19 protein-coding genes are annotated in these 17,322 nt (G+C 71.5%); 13 read left to right on the plus strand and 6 right to left on the minus strand.

Annotated features, from left to right (window positions below):
- Positions 1-99 precede the first annotated feature (99 nt).
- Complete coding sequence (locus tag ACQ452_RS22815) at positions 100-522, plus strand: hypothetical protein (RefSeq protein WP_433387175.1); 423 nt, start codon at positions 100-102, stop codon at positions 520-522.
- Positions 523-551: 29 nt separating this feature from the next.
- Positions 552-881 carry a DUF3817 domain-containing protein gene (locus ACQ452_RS22820; protein WP_433387177.1) on the plus strand — a complete coding sequence of 110 codons (330 nt, stop codon included), beginning with the start codon at positions 552-554 and terminating at the stop codon, positions 879-881.
- Between the two features lie 27 nt (positions 882-908).
- On the opposite strand, the gene ACQ452_RS22825 is transcribed toward ACQ452_RS22820, so the two are convergent.
- Positions 909-1,424, minus strand: coding sequence for a DUF6232 family protein (locus ACQ452_RS22825; RefSeq protein WP_433387178.1), 516 nt, complete (start codon positions 1,422-1,424; stop codon positions 909-911).
- Between the two features lie 492 nt (positions 1,425-1,916).
- On the opposite strand from ACQ452_RS22825, the gene ACQ452_RS22830 reads away from it, so the two are divergent.
- On the plus strand, positions 1,917-2,891 hold the full coding sequence (locus ACQ452_RS22830) for an NlpC/P60 family protein (protein ID WP_433387180.1): 975 nt from the start codon (positions 1,917-1,919) through the stop codon (positions 2,889-2,891).
- Positions 2,892-2,961: 70 nt separating this feature from the next.
- Here the strand turns inward: ACQ452_RS22830 and ACQ452_RS22835 are convergent, their stop codons facing one another.
- The 4 genes from ACQ452_RS22835 to ACQ452_RS22850 form a co-directional block, all read right to left on the minus strand.
- Positions 2,962-3,951: a sigma-70 family RNA polymerase sigma factor gene (locus tag ACQ452_RS22835; protein ID WP_433387181.1), complete on the minus strand. Its 990-nt coding sequence runs from the start codon at positions 3,949-3,951 to the stop codon at positions 2,962-2,964.
- 425 nt (positions 3,952-4,376) lie between these two features.
- Positions 4,377-5,333 carry an N-acetylmuramic acid 6-phosphate etherase gene (gene murQ, locus ACQ452_RS22840; RefSeq protein ID WP_433387183.1) on the minus strand — a complete coding sequence of 319 codons (957 nt, stop codon included), beginning with the start codon at positions 5,331-5,333 and terminating at the stop codon, positions 4,377-4,379.
- Entirely contained in the window at positions 5,330-6,244 is a 915-nt protein-coding gene (locus tag ACQ452_RS22845) for a MurR/RpiR family transcriptional regulator (RefSeq protein ID WP_433387184.1), read from the minus strand. The genes murQ and ACQ452_RS22845 overlap by 4 nt, the downstream gene beginning before the upstream one ends.
- A 267-nt stretch (positions 6,245-6,511) precedes the next feature.
- On the minus strand, positions 6,512-7,330 hold the full coding sequence (locus tag ACQ452_RS22850) for a thymidylate kinase (protein ID WP_433387185.1): 819 nt from the start codon (positions 7,328-7,330) through the stop codon (positions 6,512-6,514).
- 158 nt (positions 7,331-7,488) lie between these two features.
- Between ACQ452_RS22850 and ACQ452_RS22855 the strand changes: the two genes are divergently transcribed.
- The 5 genes from ACQ452_RS22855 (at position 7,489) to ACQ452_RS22875 (ending at position 9,921) form a co-directional block, all read left to right on the plus strand.
- The gene (locus ACQ452_RS22855) at positions 7,489-8,073 is read left to right on the plus strand and encodes a nucleotidyltransferase (RefSeq protein ID WP_433387187.1); all 585 of its coding nucleotides are present in this window, start codon (positions 7,489-7,491) and stop codon (positions 8,071-8,073) included.
- Positions 8,070-8,345, plus strand: a complete 276-nt coding sequence (locus ACQ452_RS22860) for a hypothetical protein (protein ID WP_433387189.1) — start codon at positions 8,070-8,072, stop codon at positions 8,343-8,345. The genes ACQ452_RS22855 and ACQ452_RS22860 overlap by 4 nt, the downstream gene beginning before the upstream one ends.
- A 12-nt stretch (positions 8,346-8,357) precedes the next feature.
- Entirely contained in the window at positions 8,358-9,134 is a 777-nt protein-coding gene (locus ACQ452_RS22865; RefSeq protein WP_433387190.1) for a metallophosphoesterase family protein, read from the plus strand.
- Complete coding sequence (locus ACQ452_RS22870; RefSeq protein ID WP_165947907.1) at positions 9,125-9,268, plus strand: GPGG-motif small membrane protein; 144 nt, start codon at positions 9,125-9,127, stop codon at positions 9,266-9,268. Before ACQ452_RS22865 ends, ACQ452_RS22870 begins: the two co-directional genes overlap by 10 nt.
- A 158-nt stretch (positions 9,269-9,426) precedes the next feature.
- Positions 9,427-9,921, plus strand: a complete 495-nt coding sequence (locus tag ACQ452_RS22875) for a TspO/MBR family protein (protein WP_433387192.1) — start codon at positions 9,427-9,429, stop codon at positions 9,919-9,921.
- Positions 9,922-9,998: 77 nt separating this feature from the next.
- Here the strand turns inward: ACQ452_RS22875 and ACQ452_RS22880 are convergent, their stop codons facing one another.
- On the minus strand, positions 9,999-10,775 hold the full coding sequence (locus tag ACQ452_RS22880; RefSeq protein WP_433387193.1) for a peptidoglycan DD-metalloendopeptidase family protein: 777 nt from the start codon (positions 10,773-10,775) through the stop codon (positions 9,999-10,001).
- Positions 10,776-11,023: 248 nt separating this feature from the next.
- Between ACQ452_RS22880 and ACQ452_RS22885 the strand changes: the two genes are divergently transcribed.
- From ACQ452_RS22885 to ACQ452_RS22905, 5 genes are all read left to right on the plus strand, one after another.
- Positions 11,024-12,364, plus strand: coding sequence for an ABC transporter substrate-binding protein (locus ACQ452_RS22885; RefSeq protein ID WP_433387195.1), 1,341 nt, complete (start codon positions 11,024-11,026; stop codon positions 12,362-12,364).
- A gap of 73 nt (positions 12,365-12,437) precedes the next feature.
- The gene (locus ACQ452_RS22890; protein ID WP_433387196.1) at positions 12,438-13,487 is read left to right on the plus strand and encodes a carbohydrate ABC transporter permease; all 1,050 of its coding nucleotides are present in this window, start codon (positions 12,438-12,440) and stop codon (positions 13,485-13,487) included.
- Position 13,488: 1 nt separating this feature from the next.
- Positions 13,489-14,457, plus strand: coding sequence for a carbohydrate ABC transporter permease (locus ACQ452_RS22895; RefSeq protein WP_433387198.1), 969 nt, complete (start codon positions 13,489-13,491; stop codon positions 14,455-14,457).
- Positions 14,458-14,522: 65 nt separating this feature from the next.
- The gene (locus ACQ452_RS22900) at positions 14,523-15,569 is read left to right on the plus strand and encodes a LacI family DNA-binding transcriptional regulator (protein ID WP_433387199.1); all 1,047 of its coding nucleotides are present in this window, start codon (positions 14,523-14,525) and stop codon (positions 15,567-15,569) included.
- A gap of 59 nt (positions 15,570-15,628) precedes the next feature.
- Positions 15,629-17,302: a glycoside hydrolase family 13 protein gene (locus tag ACQ452_RS22905; protein ID WP_433394355.1), complete on the plus strand. Its 1,674-nt coding sequence runs from the start codon at positions 15,629-15,631 to the stop codon at positions 17,300-17,302.
- Positions 17,303-17,322 lie beyond the last annotated feature (20 nt).

Raw genomic sequence — 17,322 nt, forward strand, 5'->3', positions numbered from 1 at the left:
GCTCGCGTCTAGACGGTTGCCCACGGCGGGTGCCACCAAACCATCCCGTCCTACGACGCGGCGTCGGAGAGCGCGGATGTCCCCGGTACTCTCGATGCCATGAAGCGGCTCTGGACCCCGGCGTGGATCGCGCGCCACGTGGCCATGGTCGTGCTGGTCGTCGGTTTCCTGGCGCTGGGCTGGTGGCAGGTCAGCCGGGCCGCCGCCGGCAACGCGATCAGCTGGGGCTACGCGGTCGAGTGGCCGATCTTCGCGGGTTTCGTGGTCTTCGTCTGGTGGCGTGAGGTCCGGCTCACCCTGCGTCCGGCGCCGGAGGACGAACCGGGGGCCACCGCCGGGACGCGACCGGCCGCCGCCACGGAGGCCACCGGGACGCGACCGGCCGTACGCCGGCCCGTACGGGTCGTCCGCGTGCCCGCCGCCCCCGCCGGCGGCGAGGACGGCGACCTGGCCGCCTACAACCACTACCTGCGTTGGCGCAACGACAACCCGGGCGCGAGCTCCGGTGACTACCCCGGCTGAGAGGCCGGCCGCGGAAAGGATGGACAACGGTGGGCGCAGCCCTGACCCGGTACCGAGTCATCGCCTGGATCGTCGGCGTGGCGCTGATCCTGCTGGTCGTGATCGGCATGCCGATGAAGTACGGCTTCGACGAGCCGATCCTGGTGGAGACCGTGGGCCAGGCGCACGGCTTCCTCTACATGCTCTACCTGGTGGCCGCCTTCGACCTGTCCCGCCGGGCCGGCTGGCCGCTGAAGCGGATGATCCTGGTGATGCTGGCCGGCACGGTGCCGTTCGTGTCGTTCTACGCCGAACGTCGGGTCAGCGGTTGGCTGACGGCCGGGCAGGCCGAGCGCACCCCGGAGCCGGTCGCCGGCTGACGCGGCTCACCGGCGGGGTCGCCAGGCTCACCGGCGGGGTCGCCAGGGGCCGGCCGGGGCGAGCGGGTCCTCCCCGCCGCCGTACCGGTGCATCTCGCGGGCCCGGCGCAGGGCCCGGGTCACCTGGCCGAACTGCCGCTCGTCGTCGCTGCTGAACAGCAGCATCCGCGCGCCCCTGCGCTGGCCCCACAGCTCGTACGCCGGCGGTCGCCACCGGTCGCCCACCGCCGCCACCAGCACCGGCAGCAGGAACACCAGGCCCAGGACGAGGTACGCCCCGGCGGTGAGCCGTTGCAGTCCGCCGGTGAAGCCGAGCAGCAGTCCGACGCCGACGATCATGGCGCCGGTGACCGCGACGGCCCGCACCGCGACCCGGTCGTGCGGGCCCCGGCCGATGTCCAGGTGGGTCAGCTCGGCGACCTGCCAGCTGTTGCGTCCGACGGTGAACCGGTCGACGGTCACGATGATGCCCGGCCGGGCGTAGAGGAGGGTGTGCTTCCGGGTGGTCGGTCGCGGCTGTCGGGTGGCGCCTTGAGGGTTCACGGTTGTCTACCTCCCGCGGCTGGTGCCGGGTCGGCTCCCGTCGACGGCCGAGCATCGACGCCGGTCGACGGGATTCCCGGCTGCGGGCCCCATTGTGTGGCGCGGATGCCATCCCGGGTGCGGCTTTCCGGCCGCCGCCCTCCGGCGGCGCCCGCGCGGGCCGGACTTTCCGGCGGCCAAGTCGGGCTTGTCGGTCATGCCGGCCCGGCCTCCGCCGGCATCCGCAGACAACGACAAAGCGCGCAATAAGGGCAACATGCCCTCAATGTCGACAGTTGCGCCCGGATCGGCCCGACTCGCGACGGACGGGGACACCAGGAATTTCCGTCACTCCGCCAACATTCGACCCTGCTTCAACTGCGCATCACTCCTGCCCCGGGATAGGTTGTCGGGGCCGGCCCGGTCGACAGTTGTCCAACCGGACAGCACCGGTCGGCGTCGCCGGGGGCGTCAGCAGCCCACGGCGGCCGATGGGAGAGGAGCCTTCCGCTCTTGTCGTCCCTGAGCAACACGCTGCGCGCCCTGGCAGTCACCGTGATCTCGGCCGCGCTGCTCACACCGGCGGCACCCGCCCGGGCCGAGCCGTCCCCCGCCGAGCTGACCCGGCGCATCGAGAAGTCCTCCACCGAGCTCGAACACGTCGTCGAGGCCTACAACAAGCTCCGGGAGGAGATCAAGGCCAACGAGGCCGCCGCCGCGCGTGTGCAGAGCCGGCTCGGCCCGCTGGAGCAGGAGACCGAACAGAGCCGGGCCGACGTCGGCGAGATGGCCGTGACCGCGTACAAGACCGGCAGCAACCTGACCACCGCCGAGACGCTGCTGCGTCCCGGTGGCGCCGACACGCTGCTGGACCGCCTCGGCATGCTCGACCAGCTCGCCCGGCAACGGCAGGAGAAGATCTCGAACTTCACCGCCAACCAGCGCCGGCTGCTCGACGAGAAGACCCGCCTGGAGGTCACGCTGGCCCGCCAGGCGGCCCAGGTCAAGCAGACGACAGCCGCGAAGAAGCGGATCGAACGCGACCTGGCCCAGCTCTACGAGCTGCGCCGGCAGGCGTACGGTCAGGCCACGGAGAAGCCGGCCGCCCGGCCCGACAGCGCGAAGAAGGCCCCGGCGGTCTCCGGCCGGGCCGGCGTCGCCGTGCGGTACGCGTACGGCGCGCTCGGCAAGCCGTACGTGTGGGCCGCCGACGGGCCGAACGGCTACGACTGCTCGGGCCTGACCTCGGCGGCCTGGCGGGCGGCCGGCAAGTCGCTGCCGCACAACACCCGGATGCAGTGGAGCGCGGTCACCAAGATCAGCCGGAGTCAGCTCCAGCCCGGTGACCTCGTCTTCTACAGCGGGCTCGGGCACGTGGCGCTCTACGTCGGCGGCGGCCAGGTGATCGACGCCCCGAGCGCCGGCCGCAACGTGCTCAAACGGGGCATGAACATGATGTCCATCCAGGGCTACGGCCGGGTCCGCTGAGCGACCCACACGACGAACGGCCGGCGTCGCATCGGACGCCGGCCGTTCGCCGCTGTTGCTACCGCACCGCTCAGGCCGCCTGGAGCCCCTCGGCCCGGGCCAGCTCGCGGAGCCGGCCGAGCGCCTGGATCTCCAGCTGACGGATCCGCTCCCGCGACAGCGAGAAGCGCGACGCCACCTCGGTGAGGGAGTGCTCCCGGCCGTCCTCAAGGCCGTAGCGGGCGCGCATGATGCCGGCCGAACGGTCGTCGAGGTGGTTGAGCAGGCCCTCGATGCGCTGCCGCTCCAGCCCGGTGAGGACGATCTCCTCCGGCGACGGCGCGTCGCTGTCGGCGACCAGGTCGCCGAGCTTGGTGTCGCCGTCGTCGCCGATCGGGGTGTCCAGCGAGACGGTGTCCTGCGACCAGCGGACCAGCTCGTTGACCCGCTCGACGGTGACCCCGAGCGAGGCCGCGATCTGCTCCGGCTCCGGGTCGGCGCCCAGCTCGCGGGTGAGCTGCCGGGCCACGTTGCGCATCCGGTTGACGTCCTCGACCAGGTGCACCGGCAGCCGCACGGTGCGCTCCTGCTGGGCGATCGCCCGGCTGATCGCCTGGCGGATCCACCAGGTCGCGTAGGTGGAGAACTTGTAGCCGCGCACGTAGTCGAACTTCTCGACCGCGCGCACCAGCCCGGTGTTGCCCTCCTGGATCAGATCCAGCATGGGCATGCCCGAACGGACGTAGCGGCGGGCGATCGACACGACCAGCCGCAGGTTGGCCCGGATGAAGAGGTCCTTCGCCCCCTCGCCCTCGGCGACCAGCCGCTCCAGGTCGTCCCGGTCGGCGCCGGCGGGGATCCGGTCCTCGCCGAGCAGGTGCTCGGCGTAGAGGCCGGCCTCGATGGCCTTGGAGAGTTCCACCTCCCTGGCGGCGTCCAGCAGTGGCGTCCGGGAGATCTCGTGAAGGTAGACGCCGACCAGGTCGCGCTCCTCGGCAACCTCGTCGGTTCGCATGCCGATGTTCTTGTCCACGTTGCCCACGGTCCCCTCGCTCGCGCCGGTTGCCCGGTTCCTTGCCATCCCCACGTCCATCAGCCCTGCCCCGCACCTCCGCTGTGCCCACCGGTGCTGACACCTACACAACAGTTGAGACGTGGCGGGGATTCCGTGGCGTGAGTCGAAAGTGTCACGAATGCCTGATAATCCGCTGAGAGCGCGATCCATGTTTGCTGTCAGCACCCCGGATGGCCGCACTGCCACGGGCTCCATGTCGGGGGCTACGGGTCGCCGGCCAGCCCGATACATGGCAGCACCGCCCGTACGGCGGGCGCAGCGACCCGGGTCACCGCAGCGCTGCGATTCCGGTCACTGTCGGGTCGGATCCGCGCGGTGGACGGGGTCGGTCCATCTACGCCCGTGGTATTACCCCACCCCCAGGTGAACAATCCGCGCCGCGGATCCCTACCGGGACGTGACGCGGGTCGCAGCCGGGGGCGGCGGGTGGGTCAGGGGGCGAGCAGGGCCAGGGCGCCGCGGACCTGGTCGGCGGAGCGGGCCAGGGCGGCCCGCGCGGCCGGCACCTCCACCCCGGTGACGAGCGAGACCAGCGCCACCTTCATGTCGCCGTCGGCGTCGGTGAGGGCCCGTCGGCAGATCTCCTCCGAGCAGCCAGTGGCCTCGATCAGGATCGAGATCATCCGACCCCGGAGCTTGGCGTTGGTCGCCAGCATGTCGATCATGAGGTTGGAGTAGACCCGGCCCAGCCGCACCATGACCGCCGTGGAGAACGTGTTGAGCACCAGCTTCTGCGCGGTGCCCGCCTTCATCCGGGTCGACCCGGTGACGACCTCCGGGCCGGTGTTGACGCCGATGAAGACGTCCACCGCCCGGGCGGCCTCCGCCTCCGGGTTGGCACAGAGCAGCACCGTCGAGGCCCCCTTGGCCCGCGACGCGGCGAGCGCACCCAGGACGTACGGTGTGCGCCCGCTGGCGGCGAGCCCGACCACGAGGTCCCCGGCCCGTACGCAGTCGGCGGCCTCGGCCGCACCGCCCCGGTCGTCGTCCTCGGCGTCCTCGACCGCCCGCCACATGGCCTCCGGTCCACCCGCGATGTGGGCGCAGAACCAGTGCCGGGGCGAGTTGAAGGTGGGGGCGAGTTCGGCGGCGTCGAGCACGCCGAGGCGCCCGGAGGTGCCGGCGCCGAAGTAGTGCACCCGGTGCCCGCCGCGCAGGGCGGTCACGGCCAGGTCCACCGTCGCGGCGATCTCGTCGAGGACGTCCGCGACGGCCCCGGGCACCCGCCGGTCCGCCTCGTTGATCACGGTCAGCACGTCCCGGGTCGACATGAGGTCGAGGTCCGTGCTGAGGGGGTTGCGCCGCTCCGTCGGCGCGCCGACCCGGATCACCGGCCGGGCGGCCAACGGCGACGTCACCTCGTGCGGCCCCACCGCGCCCGCCGTCATGACCGCTTCCGTCCCGGGCCGACCCGGTGCGACCAGACCGCCTCGGCCGTCGCCTCGAGTGCCTTGCGGGCCCGGTTGCGGTTGCGTGCGGCCACCCCGACGAAGAGGCAGTCGACGACGGTGAGCTGCGCCAGCCGGCTCGCCATCGCGCCGGATCGGTAGGTGGTCTCGCGGGCCGCCGTGGTGAGCACGAAGTCCGCCACCTCGGTGATCGGCGAGCGGGGGAAGTTGGTGAGCGCCACCGTCACCGCCCCCCGCGCCCGCGCCTGCTCCAGCACCTCGATCACGTCGGAGGTGGTGCCGGTGTGCGAGATGCCGACCGCCACGTCGCCCCGCGCGAGCAGCGCGGCCGATGTCAGCGCGGTGTGCACGTCCGGGAAGTAGAAGGAGATGCGCCCGATGCGGTGCAGCTTCTGCTGGAAGTCCGAGGCGACGAAGCCACTGGCGCCCGCCCCGTAGACGTCGATCCGGCTGGCTCCCGCGATGGCGTCCACCACCTGCTCGCAGATCGCCGGGTCGAGCTGCTCGGCTGTCTCCTCGACGGCGCGCGCGTCGTTGAAGGCGATGGTCGCGATGATCTGGGCGAGGTCGGCCCCGGGCGGGATGTCGCCGCCGACCACCCGCGCGTCCGGCGGCTCGATCCGGCGGGCGGCCTCGGCGGCGAGCCGGATCCTTAGCTGCGGGTACCCGTCCATGCCGACGGACCGGCAGAATCGGATGACGGTCGCCTCGGATGTCTCGGCGGCGGTGGCGAGGTCGGTGATGGTGCGACGCGCGGCGGCGGCCGGGTCGGCGACCACCAGCCGGGCGACCCGCTGCTCGGCCGGCGACAACGACGGGAGCAGGCCGCTGATGTGGACGATCAGCCCACCCGGCTCGTGATTCGCAGAAATCTTCGGACTCTTCGCCACGGATGAAACTTACTTTCACCAGGCCCGAGCGTCAACCATGACTGCGCGTGTTGAGGAAAGTACTCCCGCGCTACGTGCCGCGCCGCCCCGCGTACCGCAGCCTCCCGGCCGGCGCCGCGCCCGGCCGCGGCGCCTTCCGCCCGCCGCCGGGCCCGGCCCTGCGCCGCCGCCGTTCCTCAGGTAGACCATGCCACCCCCGCCACCGCCCGCGGTGCCCCACCCCGGCCGGCGCGAGGCGGTCGCCGGGCATGCCGGCAGGTCAGGTGGTCAGCCGGCCGCCGCGACCGGCTCCGCGGCGGGTCCGGTGGCAGGCGGCGCGACGCCCGGCACGGCCTCCCGCACGTCGCCCGACGGCGCGGCGGGCGACGCGACCGGCGGCGAACCCGGGGCGGCGACCGGTCGCACGATCGGCGGGGTGGCCGGCTGCGGGGTGGGGTCGGTGGCGGGCCCGCCGGCGGCCAACCATTCGGCGACGTGGGCCTGGATCTCCCGGGAGACCTCCTCGGGCGGGCGTCCGGCGTCGACCACCACGAACGTCGGGTACTCCGGCAGGGTGCGGTACGCGGTGTCCGCGGCGGTCAGGTACCCCATGCTCTCGTGGTCGGTGCCGCGCTGCTCGATCCGCCGGTACGCCTCGGCGGGATCGACGGTCAGCAGGAACGTCACCTGCGGGCGCGGGAACATCCGGTAGCCGACCCGGGCCAGCCGCTCCCAGCGCTGGCCGCCGTGCGCGCGGATGCTCGCGTACTGGCAGGCGGAGTAGCGGTCCATGACCGCGACCCGACCGGTGGCCAGGCAGCAGAGCAGGGCGACGGCGATGGCCAGCCAGCGCAGCACGGACTCCACCGCCAGCAGTCCGCCGCGCCCGACGAGCCGCTGGGCGTCGGGGCGGCCGAGGCGGTGCGCGAGGCGGCCCAGCCAGCGCCGCCCGCCGGCGTTGCGGTGGTAGGTGGCGGGGCGTCCCGCCGTGGTCAGCGCCTCGGCGAGCCGGTACGCCTGGGTGGTCTTGCCCGAGCCGTCGATGCCGATCAGGGCGACGGCGCGCAATCGGGCCCTGCCGCGCCGCGCCTGCGGTGATCTGGACACTCTGCACAGGCTATCCGACCCGCGCCCGACGCTTTCGTCGGTTTGTGGCGGTTCATCCTGGTTGACCCCGACCGTGCCTCCTGCCAGGTGTGGCCCGCCGGCAAGCCGGGTACCGCAGTGGGAATCAGCCGCCCACCACCTTTCGACGGGAGACGCCAATGGCAGAGCGCGGGGACGAGAGCCTGGTGCACACGCTGAAGAAGGTCGCCGCCGTGCTCAAGCAGGAAGAGATTCCCTTCGCGCTCGGGGGCAGCTTCGCCGTGTACGCCCACGGGGGACATTCCAGCGAGCACGACGTCGACTTCCTGATCCGCGAGGTCGACGTGGAACGCTGCCTGGAGGCGCTGGTCGCGGCAGGCTTCACCGCCGAGCGCCCGCCCGAGGACTGGCTGGTCAAGGTCTTCGACGACGGTCGGATGGTGGACCTGATCCACCGGCCGATCGAGACGCCGGTGACCGAGGAGACGTTCGCCGACACGGTCGTACGGCCGGTCGACGCGATCCACATGCCGGTCCTCTCGGCCACCCAACTCATGGTGCACAAGCTGCTGAGCTTCTCGCAGCACTACTGCGACTTCGCCCGGGGTCTGCCGCTGGCCCGCTCGCTGCGGGAGCAGATCGACTGGGAACGGGTACGCAAGGAGACGCAGCACTCGCCGTACGCGGAGGCGTTCCTGGTGCTGCTCGACCGGCTGGAGGTGGTGCCGCGTCCCGGCACCCCGGAGGGAGAGGGGACACCGTGACCGAGCACCGTGACGTCGCCACCGGACCACCGGACGAGTATGTCGAGGCGGAGGTCCACCGGCTGCTCACCGAGGATCCGGGCGTGGCCGAACAGGGCATCACCGTGGTCCGCCGGGAACGCGGCCTCGTGCTCTACGGCGAGGTGGAGAGCGCGCACCGCCGGGAGGAGATCCTGCGCCGGGTGGCCGAGCACTTCCCGGACGTGCCGATCACCAGCGACATCGGGGTGATCCGGACGCAGGCGCCCACGGAGATCGAGCAACTGCCCTGAGGAGGAGGTTCCATGGTGATCCGGATCGCCGCCGTGGGCGACGTGCATCTGGACGAGGACGTGGTCGGCCGGTTCCGGCCCGCCCTGGACGAACTGCCCGAACACGCCGACGCGCTGTTGCTCGCCGGCGACCTGACCCGGCACGGGACCGAGGCCGAGGCCCGGTGCGTGGCCACCGAGTTCGGCGGGCTGGGCGTGCCGGTGGTCACCGTGCTGGGCAACCACGACCACCAGTGCGACCAGGTCCCGCAGGTGGTCAAGGTGCTGGAGGACGCCGGGATCACCGTGCTGGAGGGCGACGGCGTCGTGCTGGACTGCCCCGGCGGCCGGCTGGGTGTCGCGGGGGTGAAGGGGTTCGGCGGCGGGTTCGCCGGCCGCTGCGCCAGCGACTTCGGCGAGCCGGAGATGAAGGCGTTCGTCCGGACCACCACGCAGAGCGCGGACGCCCTGTCCGCCGCCCTGCGGGGGCTGGACTGCGACGTGCTCGTGGCGCTCACCCACTACGCGCCGGTGCCGGACACGCTCGCCGGTGAGCCGCTGGAGATCTACCCGTTCCTGGGGTCGTACCAGCTCGGCCAGGCGATCGACTCGGCGCCGACCGCCCTGGCCCTGCACGGGCACGCGCACGCCGGCACCGAGCGGGGCACCACGCCCGGCGGGGTCCGCGTCCGCAACGTCGCCCACCCCGTGATCAAGCAGGCGTACAGCGTCTACCACCTGGGCGATCACCTTGATCAGCCGCAGGTTTCCGGCATCGGGAGCTCGGGTATTCAGCAGCCATGGAGCTGATTCTCTGGATTCTCGCAGTCGTACTCGTGGTCGCCGGCATCCTCGCGCTGTTCCGGCGGCAGATCCTGTGGGGCGTCGTCCTCATCGTGGTGGGCCTGCTGGTCGGGCCGGGTGGTGTGAGCATCTTCAATTGACGTGGCGGCCACGGGCCGCCATCCCTGGACCACCGAGGTCGTCGTGACCGGAACTCCGTCCTCCCGACAGGAGCATCCGGGCACGACGACCTCGGTGTCGTGCTGCCGGCAGGGTGGGCGCGGGTTTACCCGCCGCCTCCGGCGGAGATATCCGGTCCATGGAGACGTCTCGGAACGCTGAACGGACGGGCGGCGCCCGGCAGTGGTGGGCGCTGCTCGGCTTCGGGGTCGCGGTGGCCGTCGCCGCGGCGATCGGCGGGCTCGGCGTGCAGGGCACGACGGCCGAGTACGCGAGCCTCGAACAGCCCGCCTGGGCTCCGCCGTCCTGGCTCTTCGGACCGGTCTGGAGCCTCCTCTACGCGATGATCGCGGTGGCCGGCTGGCTGGCCTGGCGGCGGGTCGGCTTCGGCCCGGCCCTCGGGGCGTGGCTGGCCCAGCTGGTGCTCAACGCGATCTGGACCCCGCTCTTCTTCGGCGCCGGCCGCTACGGGCTGGCCTTCGTCGAGATCCTGGCGATGTGGGTGGCGATCGGCGTGACTGTCGCGCTGTTCAGTCGGGTCTCCCGCCCGGCGACGCTGCTGATGCTGCCGTACTGGGCGTGGGTCACCTTCGCCGCCGCGCTCAACTTCGCGATCTGGCGCCTGAACAGCTAGGGCACCCCTGTCGGCGGCGCGGGTGGACCCGACCCCGCGCGAGGCCCCGGGCCGAGGCCCGGGGCCCGCGCGTCAGCTCAGCACCGGGGCACGTTGGGGATGTACCCGTCGTAGCCGGTGTGGACGTACGCGTCGGCGATGAAGCGGCCCGAGCCGATCCGGTCCCAGATCGTGCTGGTGCCGTAGGTGCCGGTGACGCTGGTGCCGCTGGTCTGGCACTGGATGGTCACCTGGGCGCCGTCGGCGACGGTGCCCGCCGTGGCGTAGCCGGTGCCCGGCCCGGTGCGGACGGTCAGGGGCGTCCCGCTGGTGTTGACGGTGCCGGAGCCGGTGCCGGAGCCGGAGCAGCCGTTGTCGCTGGAGTAGCTCTTCGTGCCCCAGTAGTAGGCCAACGCGCCGTTGAACCGCACCTGGATGTCGGCGCCGTCGAGGCGCTGCTCGTAGTGCAGGTGCGGCCCGGTGGAGCCGCCGGTGCTGCCGACCCAGCCGATCACCTTGCCGTAGCCGACGCTCTGGCCGACGGAGACGTTGAAGCCGTTGAGGTGGGCGTAGTAGGTGCTGTATCCGCCACCGTGGTTGATCCGGACGTACTTTCCGTAGCTGGTGCCGCCGAGGTCGGTCACCCGGTCGACGGTGCCGGGGGCGCTCGCCACCACCGGGTCGCCGAGGTCGTCGGTGCGGTTGAAGTCCACCGCCCTGGCCGGGCTGTGGCCGGTCCGGGTCTGGCCGGACCAGGACTGTCCGCAGGGGAACGGGACCTTGAACGTGGGCGCGGCCATCGCCGGGGTCGCCGGCAGCAGCACGCCCACCGCCAGCAGACCGGTCGCCAGCAGGCCCAACCACCGCTTACCCATCCAGCACCTCCTATGTCGAAATCCTTCGATCGGATGCAGTCAGCGTGTCAGAAAGCATCATCGATGGAAAGGGGTCGACCTCCCCTGTGGGAGCGTGCCCACCCGGCGGCCAAGGGGTTTCGGGATTGTTACTCGCTCGTGTCCGGCTAGGGGTGGACCGGCCCAGATGCAAGCGCTTACATGTGGTGACGCCCATCGGACCGGCGCGGGGTTGAACCCTGCACGCGCCGGCAAGGAAGGAGAACGGCATGGCGTTTGCCAGATCACGCCAGGCTCTCGCGATCGCCGGCGTGCTGGGGCTGGCGCTGAGCGCCACCGCCTGCGGCACCGGCGATGACGACAAGAGTGACACCGCGGGCTCCGCGGAGTGCGCCGCATACGAAAAGTACGGTGACAACAAGGGCAAGAAGGTCACGATCTACTCGTCCATCCGGGACATCGAGGCCGACCGCCTCGACCAGTCCTGGAAGCAGTTCGAGGACTGCACCGGCATCGAGATCGACCACGAGGGCAGCGGCGAGTTCGAGGCCCAGCTCAACGTCCGGGTCGACGGCGGCAACGCCCCCGACCTCGCGTTCATCCCGCAGCCGGGTCTGCTCAAGCGCTTCGTCGACTCGGGCAAGCTCAAGCCGGTCGGCGCCGACACCAAGAAGATGGCCGAGGAGAACTACCCGGCCGACTGGCTGAAGTACAGCACCGTCAACGGCCAGTTCTACGGCGCCCCGCTCGGCTCCAACGTGAAGTCCTTCGTGTGGTACTCGCCGAAGACCTTCAAGGAGAAGGGCTGGACGGTCCCGACGAGCTGGGACGACATGATCAAGCTCAGCGACCAGATCGCGGGCGCCGGCACCAAGCCGTGGTGCGCGGGCATCGAGTCCGGTGAGGGCACCGGCTGGCCGGCCACCGACTGGATCGAAGACGTGATGCTGCGGACGCAGACCCCCGAGGTCTACGACCAGTGGACCAGCCACGGCATCCCGTTCAACGACCCGCGGGTCGTCGAGGCCGTCGACCGGGCCGGCAGCATCCTCAAGAACGAGAAGTACGTCAACGGCGGCTTCGGCGGCGTGAAGAGCATCTCCACCACCGCGTTCGGCGAGGCCGGCCTGCCGATCCTCGAGAACAAGTGCGCCCTGCACCGCCAGGCGTCCTTCTACGCCAACCAGTGGCCGAAGGGCACGAAGGTGGCCGAGGACGGCGACGTCTTCGCCTTCTACTTCCCGGCCATCGACGCCAGCAAGGGCAAGCCCGTGCTTGGTGGCGGCGAGTTCGCCGCGGCCTTCAGCGACCGCCCCGAGGTCCAGGCCGTGCAGACCTACCTCGCCTCGGGCGAGTACGCCAACAGCCGCGCCAAGATCGGCGACTGGGTGTCGGCGAACAACAAGCTCGACCTGGCCAACGTCGCCAACCCGATCGACAAGCTCTCCGTCCAGATCCTCCAGGACAAGAGCAGCGTCTTCCGCTTCGACGGCTCCGACCTGATGCCGGCCAGCGTCGGCGCGGGGACGTTCTGGAAGGGCATGGTCGACTGGATCAACGGCAAGGACACCGCGACGGTGCTCAACGGCATCGAGAGCAGCTGGAAGTGATGTGAGCCGGGGGGCCGGTCCGCTGACGCGGACCGGCCCCCCGGTCCGTCACCGAGCCCTTGAAGGAGGGTCGATGGAGTTCGACTTCATCGAGGAGAAGGACAAATTCCTCATGCTGGGGTACGGGCTGCTCGCCTTCGTCCTGGTGGTGGGAGGGCTGCTCCTGCTCCTCGACGTGGTGCCGGCCTGGTTCGCCCGCCGTCGGGAGGCGCAGCTCGTCACCGCCGCCACGACCGGTGCCCCACTCCCCCGCCGGCGCAAGCCGCGCGAGGGCCTGTTCGCGCTCTTCTTCCTGCTGCCGACGCTGCTGCTGCTCGCTGTCGGGCTGGTGGTCCCGGCCATCCGCACCCTGCTGCTGTCCCTGATGGACGGCAACAGCAACGAATGGGTCGGGCTGCGCAACTACGGCTGGATATTCTCCGAGGACTCGATCGTCCGGGTGCTGATCAACACCCTGGTCTGGGTGCTCCTCGTCCCGCTGGTCGCCACCTCGTTCGGCCTGATCTACGCCGTCCTGGTGGACAAGGCCCGGTTCGAGGCGGTGGCCAAGTCGCTGATCTTCCTGCCGATGGCGATCTCCTTCGTCGGCGCGAGCATCATCTGGAAGTTCGTCTACGCCTACCGCGGCGACGGCGAGCAGCAGATCGGCCTGCTCAACCAGATCGTGGTCAGCCTCGGCGGCGAGCCCACCCAGTGGCTGCTGGAATCGCCGCTGAACACGCTGCTGCTGATCGTGATCATGGTCTGGATCCAGGCGGGCTTCGCCATGGTGGTGCTCTCCGCCGCGATCAAGGCGATCCCCGCCGACATCGTGGAGGCGGCCCGGCTCGACGGGGTCACCCCCTGGCAGATGTTCTGGCAGATCACCATGCCGAGCATCAAGCCGGCGCTGATCGTGGTCGTGGTGACGTTGTCGATCGCCACTCTCAAGGTCTTCGACATCGTCCGGACGTCCACCAACGGCAACTACGACACCAGCGTGATCGCCAACGAGATGTACAACCAGGCGTTCCGGTACGGCCAGAACGGGCAGGGCTCCGCCCTGGCGGTCTTCCTGTTCATCCTGGTGATCCCGATCGTGATCTACCAGATCCGCAACATCCGTCAGCAGCGGGAGGGCTGAGATGACCACCGCGACGCCCACCGTCGCCGCCGGCACACAGAAGACCGGCGGCAGTGGCACCAGCACCGCCGGACGGGTCCGCAAGCGGTTGAACAGCCGCACCGCGACCCTCGTCTCGATCGTCATCGCGGTGGTCTGGACCATCCCCACCTTCGGCCTGTTCATCTCCTCGATCCGGCCGGAGAACGAGATCAAGAGCAGCGGATGGTGGACCTTCTTCACCGACCCGTCGTTCACCCTGGAGAACTACCAGGAGGTGCTGTTCGGCAGCTCCTCGTCGTCCGGGCAGCTCGCCAGCTACTTCATCAACTCGCTGGCGATCACCATCCCGTCGGTGCTCTTCCCGATCGCCTTCGCGGCCCTGGCCGCGTACGCGCTGGCCTGGATCAACTTCCGCGGTCGGGACTGGCTGTACATCGCGATCTTCGCGTTGCAGATCGTGCCGCTGCAGATGGCGCTGGTGCCGCTGCTGAAGTTCTTCTCCACCGGCGTCACCATCGGCGGGATCACCGTGCTGCCGGCCTGGGACCTGGTCGACGAACAGAAGTTCGCGCAGGTGTGGTTCGCGCACACCTGCTTCGCGCTGCCGTTCGCCGTCTACCTGCTGCACAACTTCATCTCGCAGCTGCCCGGAGAACTCATGGAGTCGGCCCGGGTCGACGGGGCCAGCCACCCGAAGATCTTCCGCAGCATCGTGCTGCCGCTGATCACCCCGGCGCTGGCCGCGATCGGCATCTTCCAGTTCCTCTGGGTCTGGAACGACCTGCTGGTCGCGCTGATCTTCGCCGGTGGCGGCGACGAGACCGCCCCGCTCACCGTCCGGCTGGCCGAGATGGCCGGCACCCGGGGCAACGAGTGGCAGCGGCTCACCGCCGGCGCGTTCGTCTCGATCGTCCTACCGCTGATCGTCTTCCTGTCCCTCCAGCGTTACTTCGTGCGCGGCCTGCTCGCTGGCAGCGTCAAGGGCTGAGACAGCTCCGCAGCCGCCGGTCACCGGCGGCTGCGGAGCGGGGGCGGCGAGCTAACGGGGGTAGCGTGGCGCGGATCGATGACGTCGCCCGTCTGGCGGGGGTCTCCACCGCCACCGTGTCCCGGGCGCTGCGGGGGCTGCCGACCGTTTCGGCCGCGACCCGGCGCCGGGTGCTCGCGGCGGCCGAACAACTCCAGTACGCGGTCTCGCCGAACGCCTCGCGGCTGGCCGGCGGGCGCACCGGCACGATCGCCGTCGTCGTCCCCCGGATCACCCGGTGGTTCTTCGGGATCGTCGTCGAGACGGTCGAGGACTTCCTCCACCACGCGGGCTACGACCTGCTGCTGCACAGCCTCGGCGGGCGCGAGCAGATCCGCCAGCGGATGCTGCGCACCGCCGACCTGCACAAGCGGGTGGACGCGGTCATGCTGGTCGCCACCCCGCTGCGGCCCGCCGACCTGACCGCCCTGGCGAAGCTGAAACTGCCCGGGGTGACCATCAGCTCCGGCACCGTCGTGCCCGGCTGGCCCTGCGTACGCATCGACGACGTGGAGGCCGCGCGGACCGCGACCCGGCACCTGCTCGACCTGGGGCACCGCCGGATCGCGCACATCAACGGCGACCCGCACGACGAGCTGGCCTACACCACCCACCTCGACCGCCGCCGGGGCTACCGGGAGGCGCTGCGTGCCGCCGGCATCGACCCCGACCCGGGGCTCGACGTGGACTCGCACTTCACCATCAGCGGCGGGACGCGCGCCACCGAGGAACTGCTGCGCCGCGGCGACCCCCCGACGGCGATCTTCGCGGCCTGCGACGAGATGGCGATGGGGGCGATGTCGGCCCTGCGCGACGCCGGTCTGCGGGTGCCGGGGGACGTCAGCGTGATCGGCCTCGACGACCACGACCTGGCCGGCGTCCTCGGGCTGAGCACCGTCGCCCAGCCGGCGGCCGAACAGGGCCGGCTCGCCGCCCGGATCCTGCTCGGCCCGCTGCCCGGCGATCCCCTCCCGCCGAGGATCGGCCCCCAGCCCGACACGCCGGGCTCCCCGGTGATCCTGCCCACTCGGCTGGTCGTGCGTGAATCGACCGCGCCGCCCCGGGCACACTAACGGGCAAAAGCCGACGCCCGGCAGCATCCGCCGTCCGGCTCGACACACGGGAGAAGGCCCTGAACAGCAACCCGACGCACCAGGACAAGCCCGCCGGCCAGGCCACCGGTTGGTGGACCAGCGCCACCATCTACCAGGTCTATCCGCGTTCCTTCGCCGACTCGGACGGCGACGGCGTCGGCGACCTGCCCGGCATCACCGCCCGCCTGGACCACCTCGTCGAGCTGGGTGTGGACGCGCTCTGGCTGTCGCCGTTCTACCCGTCGCCGCAGGCCGACGCCGGCTACGACGTGGCGGACTACCGCGACGTGGACCCGCTCTTCGGCACCCTCGCCGACGCCGACCGGCTGATCGGCGAGGCCCACTCGCGTGGGCTGCGGGTCATCGTGGACCTGGTGCCCAACCACACGTCGTCGGCGCACGTCTGGTTCGCCGCCGCGCTCGCCACCGCCCCGGGCAGCCCGGAGCGCGACCGCTACGTCTTCCGGGAGGGCCGGGGGCCGGACGGCGCGCAGCCGCCGAACGACTGGCAGAGCGTCTTCGGGGGGCCGGCCTGGACCCGCGTCACGGAGACCGACGGCCGCCCCGGCCAGTGGTACCTGCACCTGTTCGACCCCGGTCAGCCCGACCTCAACTGGGACAACCCGGAGGTCCGGCAGGAGTTCCTGGGCGTGCTGCGGTTCTGGCTGGACCGCGGCGTCGACGGCTTCCGCGTCGACGTGGCACACGGCCTGATCAAGCAGGCCGACCTGGCCGACTGGCAGGAACCGCAGGAGATCCTCTCCGGCCAGGAGGTCGACAAGCCGCGCCCGCCGATGTGGGACCAGGAGGGCGTGCACGACATCTACCGCGACTGGCGGCGGGTGGTGGACAGCTACCCCGGCGAGCGGATCCTGGTGGCCGAGGCGTGGGTCGAGCCGGCCGAGCGGCTGGCCCGCTACGTGCGCCCGGACGAGATGCACCAGGCGTTCAACTTCGAGTACCTGCTCGCCGCCTGGACCGCACCGGCCCAGTACGCGGTGATCACCCGCTCGCTGGAGGCCACCGACACCGTCGGCGCACCGACCACCTGGGTGCTGTCCAACCACGACGTGGTCCGGCACGCCTCCCGGCTGGGGTTGCCGGTCGGCGCCAAGCGGCCCAACGGCATCGGCGCCGGCGACCCGCAGCCGGACGTCGCGCTCGGCCTGCGCCGGGCCCGGGCGGCCACGCTGCTGATGCTCGCCCTGCCCGGCTCGGCCTACCTGTACCAGGGTGAGGAGCTGGGCCTGCCGGAGCACACCACGATGCCCGACGAGGCCCGGCAGGACCCGACGTGGGCGCGCAGCGGGCACACCGAGCGGGGTCGCGACGGCTGCCGGGTGCCGATCCCGTGGGAGGCCGACGCCCCGTCGTACGGTTTCGGGCCGACCGACGCGAGCTGGCTGCCGCAGTCGCCGCTCTGGGCGGAGTACGCCCTGGACCGGCAGCGGGGCACGCCCGGCTCGACGTACGAGCTGTACCGGGCGGCGCTGCGGCTGCGCCGCGAGCACCGGCTCGGCGAGGGCACGCTGGCCTGGCTCGCCTCCGGCGACGAGGTGCTCTCGTTCCGCAACGGCGACCTGACGGTGCTGACCAACTTCGGCCCCGCCGCCGTACCGCTGCCCGCCGGCGACCTGGTGCACGCCAGCGCCCCGCTCGACGCCGACGGCGCCGTGCCCGCCGACGTGACGGTCTGGGTCCGGTCGGCCTGACGCCTGGCGGTGAGGAAGGG

Source organism: Micromonospora sp. KLBMP9576 (assembly GCF_050941805.1).
GTDB lineage: Bacteria > Actinomycetota > Actinomycetes > Mycobacteriales > Micromonosporaceae > Micromonospora.

Coding starts and splice junctions, on each gene's coding strand:
- murQ (WP_433387183.1), bottom strand. CDS start 5,333: ATGACGGCGGGCGCGGTGGGGCCGCACGAGGTGACGTCGCCGTTGGCC.
- ACQ452_RS22880 (WP_433387193.1), bottom strand. CDS start 10,775: ATGGGTAAGCGGTGGTTGGGCCTGCTGGCGACCGGTCTGCTGGCGGTG.
- ACQ452_RS22855 (WP_433387187.1), top strand. CDS start 7,489: ATGGCAGAGCGCGGGGACGAGAGCCTGGTGCACACGCTGAAGAAGGTC.
- ACQ452_RS22890 (WP_433387196.1), top strand. CDS start 12,438: ATGGAGTTCGACTTCATCGAGGAGAAGGACAAATTCCTCATGCTGGGG.
- ACQ452_RS22895 (WP_433387198.1), top strand. CDS start 13,489: ATGACCACCGCGACGCCCACCGTCGCCGCCGGCACACAGAAGACCGGC.
- ACQ452_RS22870 (WP_165947907.1), top strand. CDS start 9,125: ATGGAGCTGATTCTCTGGATTCTCGCAGTCGTACTCGTGGTCGCCGGC.
- ACQ452_RS22865 (WP_433387190.1), top strand. CDS start 8,358: ATGGTGATCCGGATCGCCGCCGTGGGCGACGTGCATCTGGACGAGGAC.
- ACQ452_RS22835 (WP_433387181.1), bottom strand. CDS start 3,951: ATGGCAAGGAACCGGGCAACCGGCGCGAGCGAGGGGACCGTGGGCAAC.
- ACQ452_RS22885 (WP_433387195.1), top strand. CDS start 11,024: ATGGCGTTTGCCAGATCACGCCAGGCTCTCGCGATCGCCGGCGTGCTG.
- ACQ452_RS22815 (WP_433387175.1), top strand. CDS start 100: ATGAAGCGGCTCTGGACCCCGGCGTGGATCGCGCGCCACGTGGCCATG.
- ACQ452_RS22875 (WP_433387192.1), top strand. CDS start 9,427: ATGGAGACGTCTCGGAACGCTGAACGGACGGGCGGCGCCCGGCAGTGG.